This is a genomic window from Prolixibacteraceae bacterium, assembly GCA_019720755.1.
Lineage (GTDB): Bacteria > Bacteroidota > Bacteroidia > Bacteroidales > Prolixibacteraceae > Halosquirtibacter > Halosquirtibacter laminarini.
In genome coordinates this window covers 997,843-1,017,710 of sequence record CP081303.1, presented here as the reverse complement: position 1 = coordinate 1,017,710, position 19,868 = coordinate 997,843, and the positions used below count along the sequence as shown (strand labels likewise).

Genomic DNA, 19,868 nt, shown 5'->3' with positions numbered 1-19,868 from the left:
TCTTCATCCTTGAAATCTCCGCCCTTGAAACCTCAATCATTTTGAACACTTCATTTATCGTTCTGCAATCTCTGCGTCCATTCTTGAAACCTCCATCCTTGAAATCTTCATCCTTAAAACCTCCGCCCTTGAAACCTCAATCATCTTCAACACTTCATCTCTCAACCAAAACACCAAACCGAGCTCTCATTTATCAAAACCCAACGGATCCCAAACTTCACCAAAATCAACAATAACCTTCTCTCTCAACATAAATTCCAATAGTTCTAAGACTTTAACCTCAGCAGACCCCCTAAAGACTTCAAACAATCCCTACACAACAAGCGCGACTCTTATTATTGCCATATTTTGTTAATTTAAATACTCCGAACACTTAATTTAAAATTACATGAAACCGAATAATTATTTATCTGTCGAAGATATCCTAAACGAAAATTTAAACTCCTTTACCTACAAAGATTTTACTACCCAAAATTTGTACATCGCAGCGAATCAAGCAATCACCGATCACTTTGAAACGCTTATCTCTCCAGATGCAATAAAAGAGATCTTCAACTTCGTTAAACAAAAAGCATTATCATTGGCCAAACAACACATCCGCCTCAAAAAAACATTCTATTCTCAGATTACCAATGACCACAAAAACATACACCGGATTATCAATCGAATCAAAGTTTTATCGATCACCCTCCCGAATCCAGTCTATTTTTTATACGACCCCACTGACATTCAGGTATATCATATTTTTTGCATAAGAGCACATCGTGAACTCATTCTAAGTAAGTCCACATAATTACAGATAGTTTTTTTTCATGATTAAAATAGATGTTGTTTCTTTGAGACATGCGATATATAAAGTTAACACAGGATGCAGTTCTAAAACTAACTGCTCTATATGAACATTCAGACAACAAGGTGGAAAGAATGCGTTCACATTGCCTATTACTGTCCAATAGTCACTATTCTATGGTTGATATTTCAAGGATAATGGGAATATCTGTCATTACAGTATCACGTCTATTTGACAAGTGGTTAGAATATAATTTTGATGCACTTAGGATTAAACAAGGAAGAGGAGCAAAGTGTAAATTAGCTGGATTCGATGATATAATCAAAGATTTAGTAAAAACAAATAATCGTAATCTATCTTATATACTTCATCATTTGAAAGAACATTATAATCTTACCATTTCAAAAGAGACTTTAATACGTTTTTTAAAAAGATCGGGTATGTATGGAAACGAGTCCGGCGATCACTCAAGACAAAACGGAATGATATAGACTTCCAACTAAAGCAACATCAACTAACAGAATTACGTAAGTGTGAGGATTCAGGATACTTAGATTTATATTTCGTTGATGAAAGTCACTTTAGTCTAACTCCTTATGTTCCATATGCATGGCAGGACAAGAAGAGTCAAATATTACTTCCGTCATCAAGAAGTAAAGCTCTTAATGTTATAGGAGCAATGAATCGTAAAAATGAGATATTTTATGAAGTACATGAAACAACAATTAATAGTGATATTTTGATCTCATTTATAGATAAGTTATGTAATCAGATAACAAAGAAAACAATACTAGTCCTTGATAATGCGCCTATTCATAGATCCAAAAAATTTAAAGCAAAAATAGAAGAATGGAATGCTTTAGATCTTTATATCTATTTTATTCCTCCATATTCTCCAGAACTTAATATCATAGAAATACTTTGGAAACACATCAAATACTTTTGGCTTGAGTTTAAAGCATATGAAAGCTACAATTCTCTGAAAAAATGTCTATTGGAAACACTAGGAGCATTTGGTTTAGAACATACCATTAATTTTGCATGAGTACTTAGAAGCGCTCGAATTAGGTCGTTTCTTCTTTCTGGACCAACTCAAAGGAGACCTGATAATGCTCTTTAATCATGAACTTCTAGATTGCCCTATCCCAGTAAATGAACCGTGGACTACATCCAATGACACCCCATCCACAATAAACTCAAACCTAATCAAACTAACCCAACCTATCGCAATACTCACCGCAACACTTATCATCGCACCGCTTCATCCTTCTCACCGAAGAATCATTGCCAATTTCATGCAGTGGGAAAAAGAAACATGGTCAAAACATGAAAATAAGATGTATGCTATCCTGGAACTAAATGACAAAACCACTGAGCTCTACAAATCTTTCTGTGAAATTTTTCAAAGAAAAGAAACCTCTTTCCTTGAATCTCCCTATGCTCCGCTGATCCCTCTGGCCTACAATGAAATGATCTCATTTAACACTCTCTACGCCATTGACTTCTCATCCAGTCAAGACCAACATCTACTAGACATTACGGAGAATATGTTAAAATCACTGGAACACCTTTACTTCACGAAAGCTTTAATCAAAAGCCAAAAACCAATAATAAATCCAACTCTATCTGTTCCATTCACCCTGACCTCTTCCATTTATATTAATTACTTAGATGAAATCTACGAACATCTCAATGACATGAGATGGATCATCAAACAACATACCGACTTCTTCGATCTTTTTACTGGGATATACCCAAAACAAAACATCCTTTGGCATGGAACCCAAAGCGATCTCAAATCGCTCTTCTTTGAACTAAAAGACCTCAAGATTATTACTCCGACAACGAAAAAGTACTGGGAAACCTTATCTCAAATTTTTGTTGGAAAAGACAATACACACTTCTGCCCACAATACATTGCACGTGCTTCCCACTCTAAACATCGAAACAAAATTCACATCTGGTGTTTGAGTATCAAAAAACGTATGAAACAATAGATCTTAGAATATTCTAATAATGCGCACGCTCTGCGCATTATTAGACTTAAATCTATCATTATCTCTAATATTTAGCCATTGAAATCCCACTTACTTTGTGTCGTGTGCACGTGTGTTAACAACAAATTTTCAAATTTTTCACCCTTTGTCTATGTCTTATTGGCTACCATTAGCTCGGACAAATTCTCTTTTCTCCTCACTTTGTCTTACACGTGTGTTGGCACACGTGCAACAGATCGTATCTATTTACCACTTAACTTTGATCTAAAGATAATCCCAATTCTATTGGGCATAAAAAACAAATTATTAACCATCCATTACATCTCAAAAATGATTACTACCACACAAAAATCACAAGAGTACTTAATCCCTAGATCTCCTCCGTATGAATCAAAAAGAGCAACGTGTCAAAATCAATCGAACCATAGACACAATGATCAACACTCTTTTAAACCTTAAAGAACAGATCAACCTACTCCCTCAAAAAAAAGAGGTATGGCTCGATGCCCAGGATGTCATGAACCTACTGCATATTTCTCAACGAAAACTGCAGAACCTCAGATCATCAAAAAGACTCCCATTCACCAGACTAGGAGGTAAAATACTCTACAAAGAATCCGATATCATGAAGATTCTTTCAGACAATTACAATACGAAATCGAAGGATTGAGTCATACTATAGCCGTCGAGTAGGATTGCGTCTCCTACCCTCTAGCGCGCTAACCACAGGCGAAAAAGGGCGCCTTTAACCTTCTATGTATTAGATAACGTGTATGCCCATTGGTTGACAGCTCTTGCATATCCTTATTATAACTTATAATCAGTGTATTATGTTATACCAAAGTATTCCTATTACAGTCATTGAACATGTCTTTAGAAAGAGGGCACTCCCTTCTTTTCAAATATACTGTCATTTCCTGTTTCTAGGAAAAAAACAGATACTACTGGACCAAAAAACCATCACAGAAGCAACAACTTCTCTTCAAATTTCATACGCTACACTCAAACGCAGAATCTCATCTCTAATCAAGATCCGATTTATCGACAAAGATACAAGTGGAAACTGCTACAAAATCCGGTCTTTAAAAGAGATCCAGAACGCTATTGGCAACAGCAATGCTACGAGAGCACTCATATGGGTAAAGTCATACGATATATTCAACCTCAAAACCATCTGCAAGGCTGCGCTTCTATACAACATAGCCTTTAAAAGATATCTAGTGGAGCAGCAGATATATCACAACCAAAATCCAAAGAAGATCATTCAAAAGCTGTGCGTCAAAGACAATATCCTAAACACATCCGTAGTGAGCCTTGCCATATTTTGCGTGCCTACATCTTATTTTGCAAAAGCACTCAAAACCACGGAGGTACAAATCTATCGTATTCGACAGGAAGCGGCCACCTTAAAGCTACTTTCCTTTAAGAATGCATACCAAAAGCTAAATATCTCTGCAGAAGAACTAGCTTCTTTTAAATCCAATTCAGTGGAGCTACCTCACATCTTCACCACGAATAGGAAATCGATCCTAAAAGAGACTGCAACCATCACCTTTAACTTAAAACTAAAACCATGAGAAAGATAAATAAAGTCATTATCCACTGCTCCGACAGCGATAATCCTCACCACGACAACGTCAAAACGATTCGTCAATGGCACCTCGATAGAGGATGGCAAGATATTGGATACCATTTCGTGATCACTAAAAATGGTCGTATCAAATGGGGGAGATCCCTCGAAATGATTGGTGCGCACTGCAAAGGACACAACATCGACTCTATTGGAATATGTCTCACTGGACGAAACAATTTCTCCCAGGAACAATTCCACTTTCTTGGAATCCTACTCAAAAAGATAATGCGTGATTTTAAAATTCCCAAAGAAAATATCTTTGGCCACAACCATTTTAACAAACATAAGACTTGCCCGAACTTCGATCTTTCAAAGATCATAGAGCAATTATAGCATCTCGTAAACGCCATCATGTTGAGGGAGATCTATAAACAGAGATTCGATTGTTTTACCCATAAACAAACGCTTAAATACATCTAAGATGAAGTTGACCAAAAGACAGCGAAAGGAAATTCTCGAAACACTCAATACGGTAACAGACTGCAGTTTAATAGTGAAAAAAATGCAAGAGAAACACCCAGACCTTTTAACGCTTCGCTATGCAGAACGAAAACCACTTGTCCGGGATATGGTCGTTAGACTAGGGAAAGACTACCTCATTCCAGAAATCAAAGAACTGGACAAATACATTACGCACAAGTACCGGCTAAAAATAAAACGAGAAAAACGTTATGCGATCAAAAGACAACAAAAGAAAGAAGAATATATCCAAGAACTTCTCTCTATATACCCAAAGGAGAAAGTGGAAGATATACTCAGAAGGCAAAAAGAACAGAACTTCCATCCATACGATAGATAATAAGCCATAATATTCAAAACCAAAGTGGGGTTTTGCTAACGTAGATAGACTAATGGAGCCTCTTCTCGCTCCTTAGTCTTTCATTCAACAACAGGACATCAGAATAACAATACAATTAATTAGACAAAGACATTCTGTAAGTCCTCAAATAGCATCGCAACACAGGTCAAAATAAAATCTGGTTATAATTCTCAATTTTGTAAGGTTAAAATCAAGTGATGAAGACAGACAAAGAATAGTTCCATTAATCCCCAGGAACTATCTCTCTGTCTTCTATTATAAACTTCAGCTTACAACTATTTCAAACACAACATGAATACATACGCTGAAAAAAGTACCAGAACACCTAGAACCATAATCACACCAATAATCAAATGGAAGATCCCGAACCCTATCAAAATACGTTTCCTAATCATATAAAGAAAGGTCCTTGAGCTAGTCGAAGGGCAGAATCTTTTCCAAAGGACGATTACAAACCCTATCAAAGAACAACTCTAGATCTTATTTTATGTTGGTCCCTGAGCTTGTCGAAGGGCAGAATCTTTTCCAAAGGAAGATCCCGAACCCCTATCGAAATACAATTACGAACCTTATAAAGAAAGGTCCCTGAGCCTGTCGAAGGGTAGGAGCTTATCCAGGAAAGATTCCGAAGCCTATCAAAGAACAACTCTAGATCTTGTTCTATGTTGGTCCCTGAGCCTGTCGAAGGGCAGAATCTTACCCAAAAAAGATTCCGAACCCTATCAAAGAACAATTCTAGATCTTGTTCTATGTTGGTCCCTGAGCCTGTCGAAGGGCAGAATCTTACCCAAAAAAGATTCCGAACCCTATCAAAGAACAATTCTAGATCTTGCTCTATGTTGGTCCCTGAGCCTGTCGAAGGGTAGGAGCTTATCCAGGAAAGATTCCGAAGCCTATCAAAGAACAACTCTAGATCTTATTCTATGCTGGTCCCTGAGCCTGTCCAAGGGTAAAATCTTGTCCAAGAAAATTCCCAACCTCAACCCAAAAGAGGCAATACAATAATCAAAAACATATCCCATGAAAACAAAAAACATCAAACACTTTACCAGAACAGCTCGTCACATCTCCGACCGAATCATCAAAAACACCTCCACAGCCGACAAACAAGACGCACGCAACCGCAACATCCAAGCCAATCAAACCACCTCCACAGGCTTCTTAGATCGCAACATCCATGAAATAGTAATCCTCATCATTCTCTTTACATGTCTCTTTGGCCACAAACTCAACATCCCATCCCCAACCCTCAACAAATTCACAGAATACCTCGCCTACGTCATGTGTTTCCTCTTCGGTCGCAACCGCCAAAACTAAAATGTTACTGTGGCTGCAGTAATTATCCTTTCTTCTGTAATTGCTAGATGAGTCTTATATCCAAAAAATGAGGAATCTGCAGATTTATGTCCTATTCTAGCATCTTTATCGTTCGATATTGTATAGTGATCTTGAGTATCATCAATAGTCTCTTTTAGCAAGTTTAATTTCTCTCGAATAGCTGGAATCATCGAAAAACTCTCATCCTTGAGAATAGTCTTTGTTAATTCTAAGCAGTATTCAAGCTCATTAGACAAATCATCGTCTTCATTCTTTGCCGGAAGTTTTGATTTATATTCTTCATCCTGAGTATATATGGTTTTACGAAGTAATTTGGCACGTTCCTTTAATACTTCAATTGCTGATAGAGGATTCAATCGTGATTTAGTATGGGTAGCATCAACTATTATTGATTTTGCTTTAATAATACCCTTATCCATTGCTACCTAAACTGTTTTGCCAATTAATAAATTGAGCAGATCATTGTCTTTGAATCTTAGCTTCCGAAACTTAGTGAGTGAGTTTGAATTAATTACATCTGATTCTGGAGACATATCAAGAAAGTATTTGAAAGACATATCATATCGTGAACGTTCAACAACATCAACATCTGAGATCGTATAAATACACTTCAATAATAAGTATTTAAACATCCTGATTGGACTTTATGCATTTCTACCATTGTCATGACAATATTTCTCCGAAAGCTCATTGTAAATGAAACTAAAATCGACAAGAGTATTAAATTTGACGAAGAATATTATTCTCTGTAATAATCAAATCGTACAATTCATCGTATCGGCTGAATTGAAGCGATTGTTGTTGAACGAGCATAGCTATGTAATTTGATAGCTAAGATAAAAAAAGCATCAAGTCAAATATATATGACGTAATACATTGTTACTTTTTCAGTGACCTCTCAACATCCTTCACCTCCTTTTTTATGCTAATAATAAAAGAAATGTATCAAGATCTATACGCAAAAGATGGATGTGACAAATTAACTTTCTGATTCTTTATCAGTAAACCCTATTTCATGACCGAGGATTGAAATTAATGTATAATGATTTTTTTTTACATAAATTCCGAAAACGTTTGCAGGTTAATAATACTTATAATATGTTTATGCTGTAAATTCAATTTTGAGGTTTGCCTCATGGCAAGATTACTGAGTAACAGTGTAATCTATTCTGTTATAAAATGCTTTTAAGTTTGATTTATAAAAGATAATTTACTCATCAAGGTACTTTTAGAGCCTATTAAATAATGCTTAAATAATATTTAAATAATGAATATTAAGATGAACAAAATAGCATGCATTATTAACCTATTAATATTAATGATTAGTTGTGACACGCCTTTTCAGAAGTCAATAAAATTATCAGGAGACAATAAAGATAATTTGATGGAAGCATTAAATGACCCTTCCATTAATATGGACAAAAGGAAGGCACTGGAATTTCTAATTATCAATATGTCTTCTCATGGGGCAATGCAATTTAACGACTCGCACAATAGTCGAGTTATTCCTAATAATTATAATAATGTGGAAGAAGTGAGAGGTGCAATGGATTCACTTGATGCGCGTTTTAAAATAATAGGGATTAGCGAAGATCTTAAAACAATTAAATCAGATTTCCTTATTGATCGAATTAATTTAGCATTTGAGTCACGTTCTTATATTTCTAATTCTCTACACTATACCGATAGTTGTTTTTATGAATATGTACTACCATATAGGGTAAAATATGAAACTTTAAATAATTGGTGGAATCCTTTATGGGTACAATTGAAATCAAAGATAGACACTTTGAGCTCTGATGCTATTGAGGATATAGCCATGTTGGTTGATCGGGAGATAAGTAAGCAGTTTAAATATGACAAACGCTATGGTTTGTATCCTAAGGATATGACTTATCAAGAAATGCAATTGCATAAAGGAGGGACGTGTACTCATTGTGCTGCACTTGGCGCCATGTCAATGCGGTCTGTAGGCATTCCTTGTAGTATCGATTTTATTCCTGCGTGGGGAAATAATAATTCAAGACATGAGTGGAATGCGATAAAAATTGGGCCTGAAAAATGGGAACCCTATAATTTAGGTGAATTTGGAAGTGGTGTCCCTTTTTATTTTAAAGCACCAAAAGTACTTCGAAAACAATTCTCTGTAAATAAAAATATTTTATCTGAGACGGATGGGTATAAAAGACCTGGTTTTTTACTGATACCTAATTTTAAGGATGTTACCAAAAACTATATTGAATGTACGGATATTATCATCAGCCCAAATAAAGAGTACAAAGGATTACCAGTAATCTCTGTATGGAACAATAACGATTGGCGAATTGTTTGGTATGGTTCTAAAACAAAAGAAGGTGTAAAATATAAAAATATGGGGAAAGAAATCTTGTACATGCCGCAGGTGTTTATGACATACCAATCTGCTCCTATGGATAGTCCTTTTTATATAGATAAAGATAATACTATGTTCAGTTTTACTGCTGATAGTTTAAAAACAGATACAATCAAGGATTTGATTGTGTGGCGTTGGCATTGGTTGTTATATCGTGAAAACATTACAAAGCACAAAGCATATAATCTTTTAATGTGGGATAATGGGTGGAAGTGCATAGCTAGAACAACTCCAGACATATACAGAAACAATAATAAAATTCAACCTAATATACTGAGTAGCGATAGTTTATGTAAAAAAAATAGTTTGCAATATAAATTAAACTTTAATAATGTACCTAGAAATGCTCTTTTTAAATTAGCTGAGCCAAATCAACGACCTTTCTTTGTGAAAAATGGCAATGTTTTTTATTTATAGTAGTATTCTAAATATTTTTCCAATTATAAAGAACTTTGTGACTCAACTGAGTCTGGTTGCCCCATTTTAATATTCCTTGCATTTTAGGCCTGTGCTAAGAATTTATAACACTAATTGTCTCTAATCACGTTAATTATAATAGTATTTTGAATTTAATAAGTCCCATACAAGAATCTTTTAGTTCCATAAAACAGAATAAAACAAGAAGCGTACTCGCAGGATTTGGAGTTGCATGGGGAATTTTTATTTTGATTTTATTATTAGGTGCAGGAAATGGTTTTCAAGAAGGAATACTTCAATTGTTTAGTTCTTTTGCAAAAAACAGCATGTTTATTTATGGAGGGCATGTGTCTGAAAAAAAATTAGATAAATCAATTCAGCACAAGAAAATTCTTTTTAATGATTTAGATGTTAAAATAATCAATGAACGATACCCGGAAATAGAATTCATTTCTCCTGAAGTTATCTTTCGAGGCAATTCATTAACTATATATGAACAAAACGCAGCATATCCACAAATCAAAGGAATTCTTCCTGATTATTTCAATGTAAAAATTATTAAACCTGAAAAGGGACGACTAATAAATACTCTTGATAATAAAGAATATCGCCGGGTTGCTCTGATTGGAAAACAGGTATCTAATCAGCTATTTCCTGACGAAGAGCCTTTGGGGAAAGAAATTAATATTGCGGGTTCGTTTTTTACGATAGTAGGAGTAATAGAAAAAGGCTCTCTTTTTACGCAGAACGAACAAAGTGTAATTTATATTCCGTACAACACTTTTAATGATTGCTTAACACCAACAATTGAATACAATTCTTTGGTTTTAACATTAGCAAAAAAAACAGATGCAACCGCTTTTGAGAACAAAATAAAGACATTTCTTGGCAAACGAAAAGGATTTAATAAGGAGGATAAAAAAGCTATTTTCATTCTGAACTTTGAAAATCAGGTCAAAATGTTCGATAAGCTATTTAAAGGAATTAATCTATTTCTTTGGATAATAGGCCTTTGCTTCCTTTTAAGTGGTATTGTTGGTATTGGTAATATTATGCTCGTTATTGTAAAAGAAAGAACTCATGAAATTGGCATACGAAAAGCTATTGGAGCTGAATCTAGTTCTATTGTGCGGATGATAATAACCGAATCGATAGTAATTACTTCAATGGCAGGAATTATAGGATTGGTAGTTGGTGGAGGTGTTATTGGGATTTTGAATTGGGTAATAGAATCATTTTTTACAGACAAAGATTCATTATTTACTGAAGCAAGTATTGATTACGCAGTGATTATATTCTCGCTGTCTATTTTAATGTTATCAGGAATAATTGCTGGCTTTATTCCTGCAAAAAAAGCAGCTAGCATAACGCCTGTTGAAGCAATCAGGAATTAGAAATAGTTAAGACAATTAATTAATGAAGAAATTAGTAAACATCATATTAGTTTTAGTTATTGCATCTATTATTGGATTTATAATATGGAAGAATAGTAATTACAAGAAAAATGCAAAAACAATAGATACAGAACAACCATTTGTTACAACCATTGAAGAAAAACGGTTCATACCTGGAAATTTATACCCTCAAACAGAGATTGATATTAAGTCTCAAATCTCAGGAACATTAGAGAATGTGTTTGTTAAAATTGGAGATAAAGTTAAAATTGGAGATGATATCGCCCAAATAAAATTGATACCTGATCCTTCAAGTTTGGAGAAAGCAAAAAGTAACCTTAATTCTGCTAAAATAAACTACGAGAACAATAAGAAGGTTTATCAGCGTAATAAAGATTTATTCGAAAAGGCTGTAATTCCAGAAATTGAATTTGAACGATACACACGGGCGTTGGATTTAAGCAAGGAGCAATTTAAGTCAGCCCAAAATCAGCTTACACTTATCTTGGAAGGTACGGTACGAGATTCTGATGTATCAAATATTATTAAAGCAACGGCTACCGGTACAATAATAGATTTACCATTAAAAGAAGGTTCTTCCGTCATTGAACGCAATAATTTTAACAATGGAACAACCATTGCTACAGTAGCTGATATTGACACTTTTATATTTAGAGGAAAAGTCAATGAGTGCGACATGAAATATCTATGCAAGGGTATGAACCTTAGTCTGAATTTTACAGCTTATAAGAATCAGGTAAGGAATGCTTCGCTTTATAAAGTGTCGGCAAAAGGAATAGAAGAACAAGGTATAATGAAATATTTTATTGAAGCTAAGTTTAGCCTTGTTGATGATTCTTTAGTTATTCGTTCAGGTTATTCCGCCAATGCTGAGATTGTATTACATAAACAAGTTGATATCCTGGCCATAAAAGAAAAATACCTCCAATTTCAAAATGATACTGCTTATGTTACTGTTATAAAACCGGAGGGTAAAGAAGAAAAACGATTCTTAACTACAGGGTTATCTGATGGAATAAATATTGAAATAAAAAAAGGATTAAAAGAAAATGAAAAATTTTTAAGAAATGAAATCTAATTTTTTAAGAACATCACTGTTTTTATTAGCTCTGCTATTAAGTCCAGGAATTTCATATATATCATGCAATGCTGCAATCTTAAATATTCAAAATAAGAATTGTAAATATACTATCGTATTCCCTATGGGCTGTGATACAATACCTGTTGATACGCTAAACAATAGGTTTGGTAATGGAACTGTTGATGCAGGTTTTTTTGACACTTCTAATAATAGCTATTTCGATGGAGAATACATTCAGTATATTTTTTTACCTACTACGAAAACATTGAATCAATTTACTTTTAAACAATTGGCTGACGATTTTTCGAGAAGTGTTAAAATAGGGGAAACACAAAAACAAACAGATTCTCTTAGTTTGGTTACTACTGATTTTGTGGTTGATGATATTAAACAATGCTTTTTTGTCTCAGGTAAGTTTATAACAGACATAAAAGAAGTAGATTTTAATCAAGTAGTAATACCAACAAAATTCGGATTATTAAAGGTTATTCGTTATTCAAAAAATAGCGATGAAGGCAACGATGCTTTTACTCAAGAAGTAATTGCAAACACCAAAATTGCTGAAAACTTTAAATATTCTAGGCCACAATCAAAAAAAATAGGTGTTTGGCAGTTGGTCATTGCATTTTTAATTGGCCTTGCAGTCTATTTTTCAACTCTATATTTTCCAAAAATTAAAAATAAGGTTACAGCTAAATAATGACGTTTCTAAAATGAAGATCGCAACAAGAATATTAGTCGTATTAATTTTGGTTTTATGCCATTTCCAAAGCTCATATTTACAAGTATGGACAAATGTTATATTATATCTTGTTATTGCCGTTTTATTTGGATTAACAACTATTGATATATGGAAATCAAATGCTGACTTTAAGATTACTGTCCCTGAGATATTAATAGGGGTATTTATTGTTTACTTGATTGCAAATAATGCTTTAAAAGGGACATTGTTAGGCAATGAACGATTTTTAAATTATTTGATTTGCTTTTCTATTTATATCCCCTTAAAATACTTAAATAAGAGAGATAACAAGCTTATTGAATATGTGTTTTGTGGTATTTTATTAGGGCTATCAATAGAACTAACTGTTGGTTTCGGACAATTATTTGGCTTAGTACCTAGTTCAAATTCCAGATTCGTTTTAAGTGGTTTGTTTGGAAACCCGGGAGCTTTTGGCGGGTACTTAGCTATTGTTTTTCCTATTCTGTTGGCAAGCGTTATTATTTACAAAGACCGATTCAAATCTGAAAATTTATTATATGCAGTTATACTTGGGCTTTGTTGCACTTTGTGTTTGTTAATTCTAAGTGATTCTCGTGGTGCTTGGCTTGGGACTTTTGTTGGAACGTTATTTGTATTTAATCACAAATTTAGGATAGTTGAATATGCAACTATCATTTTAAAATCAAAAGCTTCAAAGAGGATTGCAAGTATTACTCTGACCATATCTATTATTTTTATCTGTTTTGCGTTATATCAATATAAACCAGAATCTGCTTTTGGAAGATTATTTATTTGGAAAACAAGTAAGTCAATGACTCTCGACAATCCAATGACGGGAAATGGTTTTGGTTTTTTTAAATCAAATTATGGCAAAACACAAGCACAATATTTTCTTAACAATATTGCTTCTAAAAATGAGATACAAGTAGCGGATTACGTAACATTAGCATATAACGAATTTCTTGAAATGTTGATTGAGTCAGGTATAATTGGATTAATCTTGTTTTTGAGCATCATATACTTTGCACTTTTAAAAAGGCGCAATCAAAATAATGCTAAATACCATCTTGCTGCCAAAGCATCGCTCATCTCATTACTTGTTTTAAGTATGGTTTCATACCCTTTTAGGTTTATGCCCAATTTATTGACTATGGCAGTTTGCCTGTTTGTATTATTGAACTCGAATAATTTTAGAAAATATACAATTCCAAAATATAAAAAAACATTTATTTCGGTTGCTTTACTTTGTGTTTTGGGCATTCTACTTCTTTGTTTCAGGCAAAACTATGGCAAATACCACTTTCGTACTGGCTATTCGAAAGTCTTAAGCAGTGATATAGATAACGGCATAACATCATATAAGAAAGCATTACCAATACTACAAAATAATGGAGAGTTCCTGTTTTACATTGGCTCTGCATATTATCAAAAGCAAAATTTTCCTGAGTGTATAAGGTATCTCAAAAGAGCCACAGCTCTTTCCAGTGAACCTAACTCATTTATAACTTTAGGTAATGCATTGAAAGAAGAAAAACGATATAAAGAAGCAGAACAAGCTTACCTTACTGCAAGTGGAATTACCCCATCAAAATTATATCCGAAGTACCTTTTGGCAAAACTATATATAGAAATGAAAGAAACTGACAAAGCTTTAGATATGGCAACCTTTATTACAGATACAAATGAAAAAGTACCTACAACAGCAGGGACACAAATAAAGGATGAAATGCATAATTATATCACTCAAATAACGAAGACTTTAAACATGGAACTATGAGTTCATAATTAACAAAAGGCTATAGCAATTGCCAAACGTGGCATTATTTTAAAATACAATTAATTTAATTTTTATTAAAAATTTAGAAAAATGAAAACAAACAAAAAAGCGATTTTAGGTTTCGCAGTAGCAATGATTTTTTCTCTTGGTTTTATGCAAGGGATGAGTACAAAAAGTAATCACGATATAACCATTCAGCAGCTAGGACTTGGTTGTGCTATGGGATCCGCTTGTGCTGAAGACGGTGGCGCATTGCAAGCAGGTTTGGAATATGGAGCTAATGTTTGTACGGGGCTTGCTGTTGGCATGGGTAGTGCTGGAGCACATGCTACGCTAGCTACAGGAGGTGCTGCTTCTGCCAATCCCGTAGGAGCTGCATATTGGATAACGACAGGAGTAATAGGATTGTAAGGTTGAAAAGACTGTAAGATTAGCTATCTATTTTATTCATAAATTAGATAGCTAATCACCATTTTTATTAGTAAAATATCATCACATGAAGTCTTAATTTAATTTTCAAATCATGAATAAAAATAATACATCTTTTAAAAGAAATAGTATTTCTGTATTTATTGCTGCGATATCAGCCTCCTTTTTAATGAAATTATTTCTTGAAGAAAAAATAATTGATATCCCCAAAGGAACGACCGAAGGGTTGATTATTACTATTGTAGGGTATTTAGCTATTGTAATTACTATTCCTATTGTTACTTTAGTAATACAAATGCTAATAACAAGGAAGTCTAAAAAATCTGATTAAGTGAGTGTGTTCAATATTAAAAAAGCGAAATATTACAACAAACAATTAAAGATATTATCAATTTATGTTATCGTAGCGATTAGTATTTGGTCAATACCTTTCTTTTTAAGGATATCAATTAATGATAGCAAACACAATATACCTAGCTCAAACATCTCACAAACAAGTAGTTTATCAAATATTTTGACTGATGCTTTTGCCGCTTACTCAACAGGTAATAAAAAAGAGTTGTTTTATATTATATTAAAAAATAATCTTACAGTAATACTAATAAATGTATTTGGAGGATGTCTTTTAGGTCTTGGCACATTTGGTAATTTAGCAATGAATGGATTTGGAGCTGCCCATATGTTTTGTGTTACCAACAGAAATGGAATGAGTTGGTGGAAAATAATTGAATACACTGCTCCTCATAGTATTGAAATGATCGGGATATGGCTTTCTGGTGGTTTAGGGTTTTACATTGCCAGTATACTAATTAAAATGATGACGAAAAATAAATATCCTAACTCTTTAGATCTTAAAATTATTACTATGGGTATTTTTGTAGTTATGTTGATAATTTCCGTCGCTGCTTATGTAGAAGCATATATTAGTGTTGTATAAAATAAGAATAATGACTTTATATATAAAAACTAAAAATATTCCTCAGTATTGGATTTGGGCTGTTGTACTTGTATACAGTTTATTGATGTCAGAATATTTTAATACTATAAATAGGGAAATATCTTCAATAAATGGAGTAAGTACAAATTATTCACTATATCAATATATAACTACATTTAATGTATTTATTACAGTATTATCGGCATTTGTAGTTTGGCTAATTAGTAGCTTCTTATTTCATGTCTTTTCTATATTGTTAGGTGGTGCTGCTGAATTTAAAGATTTTGTCAAATATTCAGGATTAGTGTATGTTATACCTGCTGTAGGATTCACTGTATGCCTTTATCTGATAGAGTCCGTAGAATTTACTAAAGAAAATTTTGAGGTTTTATTTAAGTCGAACACTATACTTATTTCGATAAGATGGATTATTAATATCAGTTCTTCCTTGTGTTTTATTTTATTAATTCCCATCATAAAATACCTTTATAAGCTTAACTGGATAAAAGCAATAGGGGCATTGGCAATTCCAATTGGTTCAATTTATTTGCTGGGACAATTCTTTTCCAACTATGTGCTATAAGTATGATGACTGTATATAAGTTGTGTAAATTTAAAATGAAATGATTTGTAAAAGCTTGAGACAAAATTTACCCTAATTATGCTGCCCTTTATATTTGTTGCATTGGGGGCTATGATAGGAGTTGTTTTTATGAATCTTAATGTCACAATAGCATTAGGAGTTGTTTTTACATGTATGACGGGGATAATTATTAGTATGTATTGGTTTAAAAGCAAGGGCAATATGTTGGGGTTAAGGAAAGTCTTTTATATTGAGAATTACAAACACAAAAGCTTAAAAAAGTTTTGCGCTTTGTAAAATTTGTAGTTTTTATGATTTACATCTTTTTCTCAAATAAATTAGGATTAGGTTTTGGGATATCCTCTGTTGTGACTATTCTTTTCATATTGCTCAATGCTTTTGTTCTTCAAAATAGAGTTTTAGCGATTGATCACAATGGCATCCATAGTCCTTTTAAGTGGGATTTAAAATGGGAAAAGATAAAATCGTATAAACTAGGAAGGAATACAAATACTCCTTTTTTTGAAATAGTAAGTAGACAAACAAGTCAAAGATATTAAATAGGAGCGGTTTAAAGAGTTTGAAATTTGTACAAACATTTTTATGATGAGAAAAAATAATAGTCTGCCAAAAACTGTTGTTTTAACAGGCAGCATAATCGCAATAGTAACCTTTGTCCTCTTAAAAATTTTTCTTGATGGAAAAATAATAGATATTCCCAAAGGAACATCCAAAGAAGCGATTATTTCTGCCGTTGGATGTATAGTTATAATAATTACAACAGTTACAGTTGCTGTGTTTGTCCTTTTATTGATAAAGAAACATAATTCAAAAACTCGGATTAATAACAGACACTAATTTCACATATAATGAATTCTTTCAAATTAGTTATCATGTTGCTTTTGTTTTTACAAAGCAACAATATTTTTGCGCAAAAAAATAAGTGGTCTCTTGAAAAATGTATTTCTTATGCCAAAGAAAATAACCTGCAAATTAAGCAATTAAACTACGATGCAGATATTGCCGGAATAAATTTAAATACCGCTAAAAATGCTTACCTACCACAAATAAATGCAGGATTGAGCCAAAGGTATCACATAGATCGTGCGGTAAATTCATATTCTGGAGTATCATCAAAGAACAACAGGCATACTGGGAGTGTTTCCCTTAATACAGGTATAGATATATTTCAAGGCTTTAAACGTAAAAACAATGTACAGGCGAAGGATTTCTACTTAAAAGCCGTATCCGTTCGGCTACTCACGTATATGAAGATTGATCTTTTTTACTATAAAGATTATTTCCAGTTTTGAGGAAGTAAGTCATCGTATTTCGATGGCTTGGTGTCGGATATACGATTTAAGATATCTGTATACCATGCATGAGGTTCAACGTCTGCCATTTTGCACATTGAAGATAAAGTATAGAACATTGCTGCTCTTTTAGCTCCCTCTTCTGATCCTGCAAAGAGATAGTTTTTACGTCCAATGGCTACTGGACGTACTTTATTCTCCACATTATTATTGTCGATAATGTAGCTTCCATCTTCTGTATATTGGCACAGTTCATCCCATAGGTTTAGGCTATAGTTGATTGCTTTCCCAATAGGGCTTTTAGGTAATGCTGTAAGGGACTCTTTTTTTAACCATTTTTCGAGTTCCTTTAGTATAGGCACAGCAAGTTCTTGTCGAAGAAGATAGGTTTCTTCGATAGACAACTCTTTTTCCTGACTTGTTCTCTCTATCTTATATAGTTCTTGGATCTTTTTTAAAGCATATTCGGCACGAGTTCGATCATTTTCTTTTGCCTCAAAAAATTTCCGTCGAGCATGTGCCATACATGCTAACTTTATAATTTCTTTTTGATTTCCAAGTTTATGATAACCTTGATATCCATCTGTCTGTAGAACTCCTTTAAACTTTTTTAAAATCGATTCTGGTACAGAACCTTTTCGGGAGTTATCGTAAGTAAATAAACAACTCTTTATATTTGGAGCATAATAGATCCAGAAGTAACCAAGATGAGTGGCTCCTTGTTTCTTATCTGTTAGAACCTTGATACTTGTCTCATCGGCTTGAATATAGTCTGACTGGATTACTTTTTTCTCGATATGTTTGTATAGTGGAGAAAGTAGTTCAGCAGCCTTCCTTATCCATCCATTGATGGTTGCTTTAGGAAAATCAATTCCTGATCTTTTAAAGATCCCTTGGGCTCTATAAAGAGGTATATGGTCGTAGAATTTACCAACAATAAATTGACTTATTAATGAGTTTCCCGCCATACATTTGGGGATAAGATCCGACGGAAGTTCGGAGATGATAATGCTATCCTCTTCGAGTAGACGGTATTTAGGACGAACAATTTGTCTTACATAAAGCTTACCTGGACTAAACTCAATCCTCTCTGATATCTCTTCTCCAATACGAGTTGCTCCCTCTGGGACATCATCAGGTTCAATCACTTCTACTTGACGAGGAAGGTCAGAAGGGATACTTTTTCTTTTTGCCTTTTTTTTCTTCTTAACAACCTCAATAACCTCCTCTTCTGGAGAAGATATCTGTAAGTCTTCTAGATTTTTCTCTTCGACTTCAAGAGCTAACTCTAATTGGTTCGGATCTTTATAGGTTTCTTTGGTTGAGCCAAAGATGCGTCTTTGAAGATAGGCAATCTGTGCCTTTAAGGATTCTATCTCTTGTTTTAAGTTGGTGTTTTCAGAGTCGACATTAGAGTATTTAGTCATCATCTTTTGGAGTTGGTCCAAAAGATCTTCTTTACTTACATCCTCTATGATATCGCTCTTTTTCATGGTTTAAGGATACACATATTTATTTAAATAACATAACGTTTTTGTCTTTTATATTCTTTGACAAGAACACCTTCTATAAGAAGGACAAGATCAGTGTACTCAAGATGCATTGATGTTAAGTCTTTTATTTCAGGAGGTCTAAAGGTTCCTCTCTCTAGTCGTTTCACAAAAAGAACAAAACCACCTCTTTCCCATTTAAGTAATTTCATCATGGTACGACGTTTGTTCAGAAAGATAAATACATCTCCCGAAGTAATATTGGCATCAATCTTATTCTGCACCAATCCGGATAATCCATCAAAACTTTTCCTCATATCTGTTGCTTCAGAATAGAGGTGAAAACGATCATTTGAAGATATTGAAAACATTAGCCTTGAATCTGGATTAATGATCGAAGCGTCGATATTGTCGTTGCTGAAGAAAGTTGAAGGGTTACACCATTGGGATAAGTGATAACGATCTCTTCTTTTATTTGTGAGGTTTCATTGTCTAATGTGACAAAGAAACCTTCAGTTTCTTTAGAATACTCCTTCTTATATTTTGCCTTCCAATAACTATATACTGATAGTTTTATATTATTCTGTTTACAGTAATCGATATTGCTTAGTCCACTATTGTGTTGTGCTTCTATGAGATCAAACATATGTGCTTTTTTACTCATCAATTTCTTTTTTTGATTATGTCTCAAAAATAGAAGGCTTTAAAATAATGCACAAGATGTGAATAACC

24 protein-coding genes and 1 pseudogene are annotated in these 19,868 nt (G+C 33.5%); 20 read left to right on the top strand and 5 right to left on the bottom strand.

Annotated elements, in window-relative coordinates:
- The first annotated feature begins 388 nt into the window (after positions 1 to 388).
- The 8 genes from K4L44_04400 to K4L44_04365 all read left to right on the top strand — a co-directional run bounded on the left by K4L44_04400 (position 389) and on the right by K4L44_04365 (position 5,219).
- Positions 389 to 793, top strand: coding sequence for a hypothetical protein (locus K4L44_04400; protein ID QZE15074.1), 405 nt, complete (start codon positions 389 to 391; stop codon positions 791 to 793).
- A 50-nt stretch (positions 794 to 843) separates the two neighbouring features.
- A complete protein-coding gene (locus tag K4L44_04395) occupies positions 844 to 1,281 on the top strand; it encodes a hypothetical protein (GenBank protein ID QZE15073.1) in 438 nt (145 codons plus the stop codon).
- Positions 1,224 to 1,835, top strand: a complete 612-nt coding sequence (locus K4L44_04390) for an IS630 family transposase (GenBank protein QZE15951.1) — start codon at positions 1,224 to 1,226, stop codon at positions 1,833 to 1,835. Before K4L44_04395 ends, K4L44_04390 begins: the two co-directional genes overlap by 58 nt.
- Positions 1,828 to 2,787 (top strand): hypothetical protein, encoded by a 960-nt coding sequence (locus K4L44_04385; protein QZE15072.1) that lies wholly within the window; start codon positions 1,828 to 1,830, stop codon positions 2,785 to 2,787. The genes K4L44_04390 and K4L44_04385 overlap by 8 nt, the downstream gene beginning before the upstream one ends.
- Positions 2,788 to 3,172: 385 nt before the next feature.
- Positions 3,173 to 3,457, top strand: coding sequence for a helix-turn-helix domain-containing protein (locus tag K4L44_04380; GenBank protein QZE15071.1), 285 nt, complete (start codon positions 3,173 to 3,175; stop codon positions 3,455 to 3,457).
- Positions 3,458 to 3,617: 160 nt separating this feature from the next.
- Positions 3,618 to 4,364, top strand: a complete 747-nt coding sequence (locus K4L44_04375) for a hypothetical protein (protein ID QZE15070.1) — start codon at positions 3,618 to 3,620, stop codon at positions 4,362 to 4,364.
- Complete coding sequence (locus K4L44_04370; GenBank protein ID QZE15069.1) at positions 4,361 to 4,753, top strand: N-acetylmuramoyl-L-alanine amidase; 393 nt, start codon at positions 4,361 to 4,363, stop codon at positions 4,751 to 4,753. Before K4L44_04375 ends, K4L44_04370 begins: the two co-directional genes overlap by 4 nt.
- Positions 4,754 to 4,841: 88 nt before the next feature.
- Entirely contained in the window at positions 4,842 to 5,219 is a 378-nt protein-coding gene (locus tag K4L44_04365; protein ID QZE15068.1) for a hypothetical protein, read from the top strand.
- 1,182 nt (positions 5,220 to 6,401) lie between these two features.
- Here the strand turns inward: K4L44_04365 and K4L44_04360 are convergent.
- Together K4L44_04360 and K4L44_04355 are read right to left on the bottom strand one after the other, a co-directional pair.
- Positions 6,402 to 6,551: a hypothetical protein gene (locus K4L44_04360; protein ID QZE15067.1), complete on the bottom strand. Its 150-nt coding sequence runs from the start codon at positions 6,549 to 6,551 to the stop codon at positions 6,402 to 6,404.
- 20 nt (positions 6,552 to 6,571) lie between these two features.
- Positions 6,572 to 7,391 (bottom strand): annotated as a pseudogene (locus K4L44_04355) (transposase).
- A 466-nt stretch (positions 7,392 to 7,857) separates the two neighbouring features.
- Between K4L44_04355 and K4L44_04350 the strand changes: the two are divergent.
- The 12 genes from K4L44_04350 to K4L44_04295 all read left to right on the top strand — a co-directional run bounded on the left by K4L44_04350 (position 7,858) and on the right by K4L44_04295 (position 17,646).
- The gene (locus K4L44_04350; protein QZE15066.1) at positions 7,858 to 9,387 is read left to right on the top strand and encodes a transglutaminase-like domain-containing protein; all 1,530 of its coding nucleotides are present in this window, start codon (positions 7,858 to 7,860) and stop codon (positions 9,385 to 9,387) included.
- 146 nt (positions 9,388 to 9,533) lie between these two features.
- The gene (locus K4L44_04345; protein ID QZE15065.1) at positions 9,534 to 10,781 is read left to right on the top strand and encodes an ABC transporter permease; all 1,248 of its coding nucleotides are present in this window, start codon (positions 9,534 to 9,536) and stop codon (positions 10,779 to 10,781) included.
- Between the two features lie 22 nt (positions 10,782 to 10,803).
- Positions 10,804 to 11,880 (top strand): efflux RND transporter periplasmic adaptor subunit, encoded by a 1,077-nt coding sequence (locus K4L44_04340; protein QZE15064.1) that lies wholly within the window; start codon positions 10,804 to 10,806, stop codon positions 11,878 to 11,880.
- A complete protein-coding gene (locus K4L44_04335) occupies positions 11,870 to 12,583 on the top strand; it encodes a hypothetical protein (protein ID QZE15063.1) in 714 nt (237 codons plus the stop codon). Before K4L44_04340 ends, K4L44_04335 begins: the two co-directional genes overlap by 11 nt.
- Positions 12,584 to 12,596: 13 nt before the next feature.
- Positions 12,597 to 14,384 carry an O-antigen ligase family protein gene (locus K4L44_04330; GenBank protein ID QZE15062.1) on the top strand — a complete coding sequence of 596 codons (1,788 nt, stop codon included), beginning with the start codon at positions 12,597 to 12,599 and terminating at the stop codon, positions 14,382 to 14,384.
- A 90-nt stretch (positions 14,385 to 14,474) separates the two neighbouring features.
- Positions 14,475 to 14,795, top strand: coding sequence for a hypothetical protein (locus K4L44_04325; GenBank protein ID QZE15061.1), 321 nt, complete (start codon positions 14,475 to 14,477; stop codon positions 14,793 to 14,795).
- A gap of 112 nt (positions 14,796 to 14,907) precedes the next feature.
- Complete coding sequence (locus K4L44_04320; GenBank protein QZE15060.1) at positions 14,908 to 15,144, top strand: hypothetical protein; 237 nt, start codon at positions 14,908 to 14,910, stop codon at positions 15,142 to 15,144.
- Positions 15,145 to 15,750 carry a stage II sporulation protein M gene (locus K4L44_04315; GenBank protein ID QZE15059.1) on the top strand — a complete coding sequence of 202 codons (606 nt, stop codon included), beginning with the start codon at positions 15,145 to 15,147 and terminating at the stop codon, positions 15,748 to 15,750.
- Between the two features lie 10 nt (positions 15,751 to 15,760).
- Entirely contained in the window at positions 15,761 to 16,333 is a 573-nt protein-coding gene (locus K4L44_04310) for a hypothetical protein (GenBank protein QZE15058.1), read from the top strand.
- A 311-nt stretch (positions 16,334 to 16,644) separates the two neighbouring features.
- On the top strand, positions 16,645 to 16,893 hold the full coding sequence (locus K4L44_04305) for a hypothetical protein (GenBank protein ID QZE15057.1): 249 nt from the start codon (positions 16,645 to 16,647) through the stop codon (positions 16,891 to 16,893).
- A gap of 43 nt (positions 16,894 to 16,936) precedes the next feature.
- The gene (locus tag K4L44_04300; protein ID QZE15056.1) at positions 16,937 to 17,191 is read left to right on the top strand and encodes a hypothetical protein; all 255 of its coding nucleotides are present in this window, start codon (positions 16,937 to 16,939) and stop codon (positions 17,189 to 17,191) included.
- Between the two features lie 11 nt (positions 17,192 to 17,202).
- Positions 17,203 to 17,646 (top strand): TolC family protein, encoded by a 444-nt coding sequence (locus tag K4L44_04295; GenBank protein ID QZE15055.1) that lies wholly within the window; start codon positions 17,203 to 17,205, stop codon positions 17,644 to 17,646.
- Here the strand turns inward: K4L44_04295 and K4L44_04290 are convergent.
- Genes K4L44_04290 through K4L44_04280 form a run of 3 tightly spaced genes read right to left on the bottom strand, consistent with a single transcriptional unit; the run spans position 17,631 to position 19,800 of the window.
- Positions 17,631 to 19,139, bottom strand: coding sequence for an IS66 family transposase (locus K4L44_04290; GenBank protein ID QZE15054.1), 1,509 nt, complete (start codon positions 19,137 to 19,139; stop codon positions 17,631 to 17,633). The two genes, K4L44_04295 and K4L44_04290, sit on opposite strands and share 16 nt — an antisense overlap.
- A 23-nt stretch (positions 19,140 to 19,162) precedes the next feature.
- Entirely contained in the window at positions 19,163 to 19,507 is a 345-nt protein-coding gene (tnpB, locus tag K4L44_04285) for an IS66 family insertion sequence element accessory protein TnpB (protein QZE15053.1), read from the bottom strand.
- Positions 19,507 to 19,800: a hypothetical protein gene (locus tag K4L44_04280; protein QZE15052.1), complete on the bottom strand. Its 294-nt coding sequence runs from the start codon at positions 19,798 to 19,800 to the stop codon at positions 19,507 to 19,509. Before K4L44_04280 ends, tnpB begins: the two co-directional genes overlap by 1 nt.
- Positions 19,801 to 19,868 lie beyond the last annotated feature (68 nt).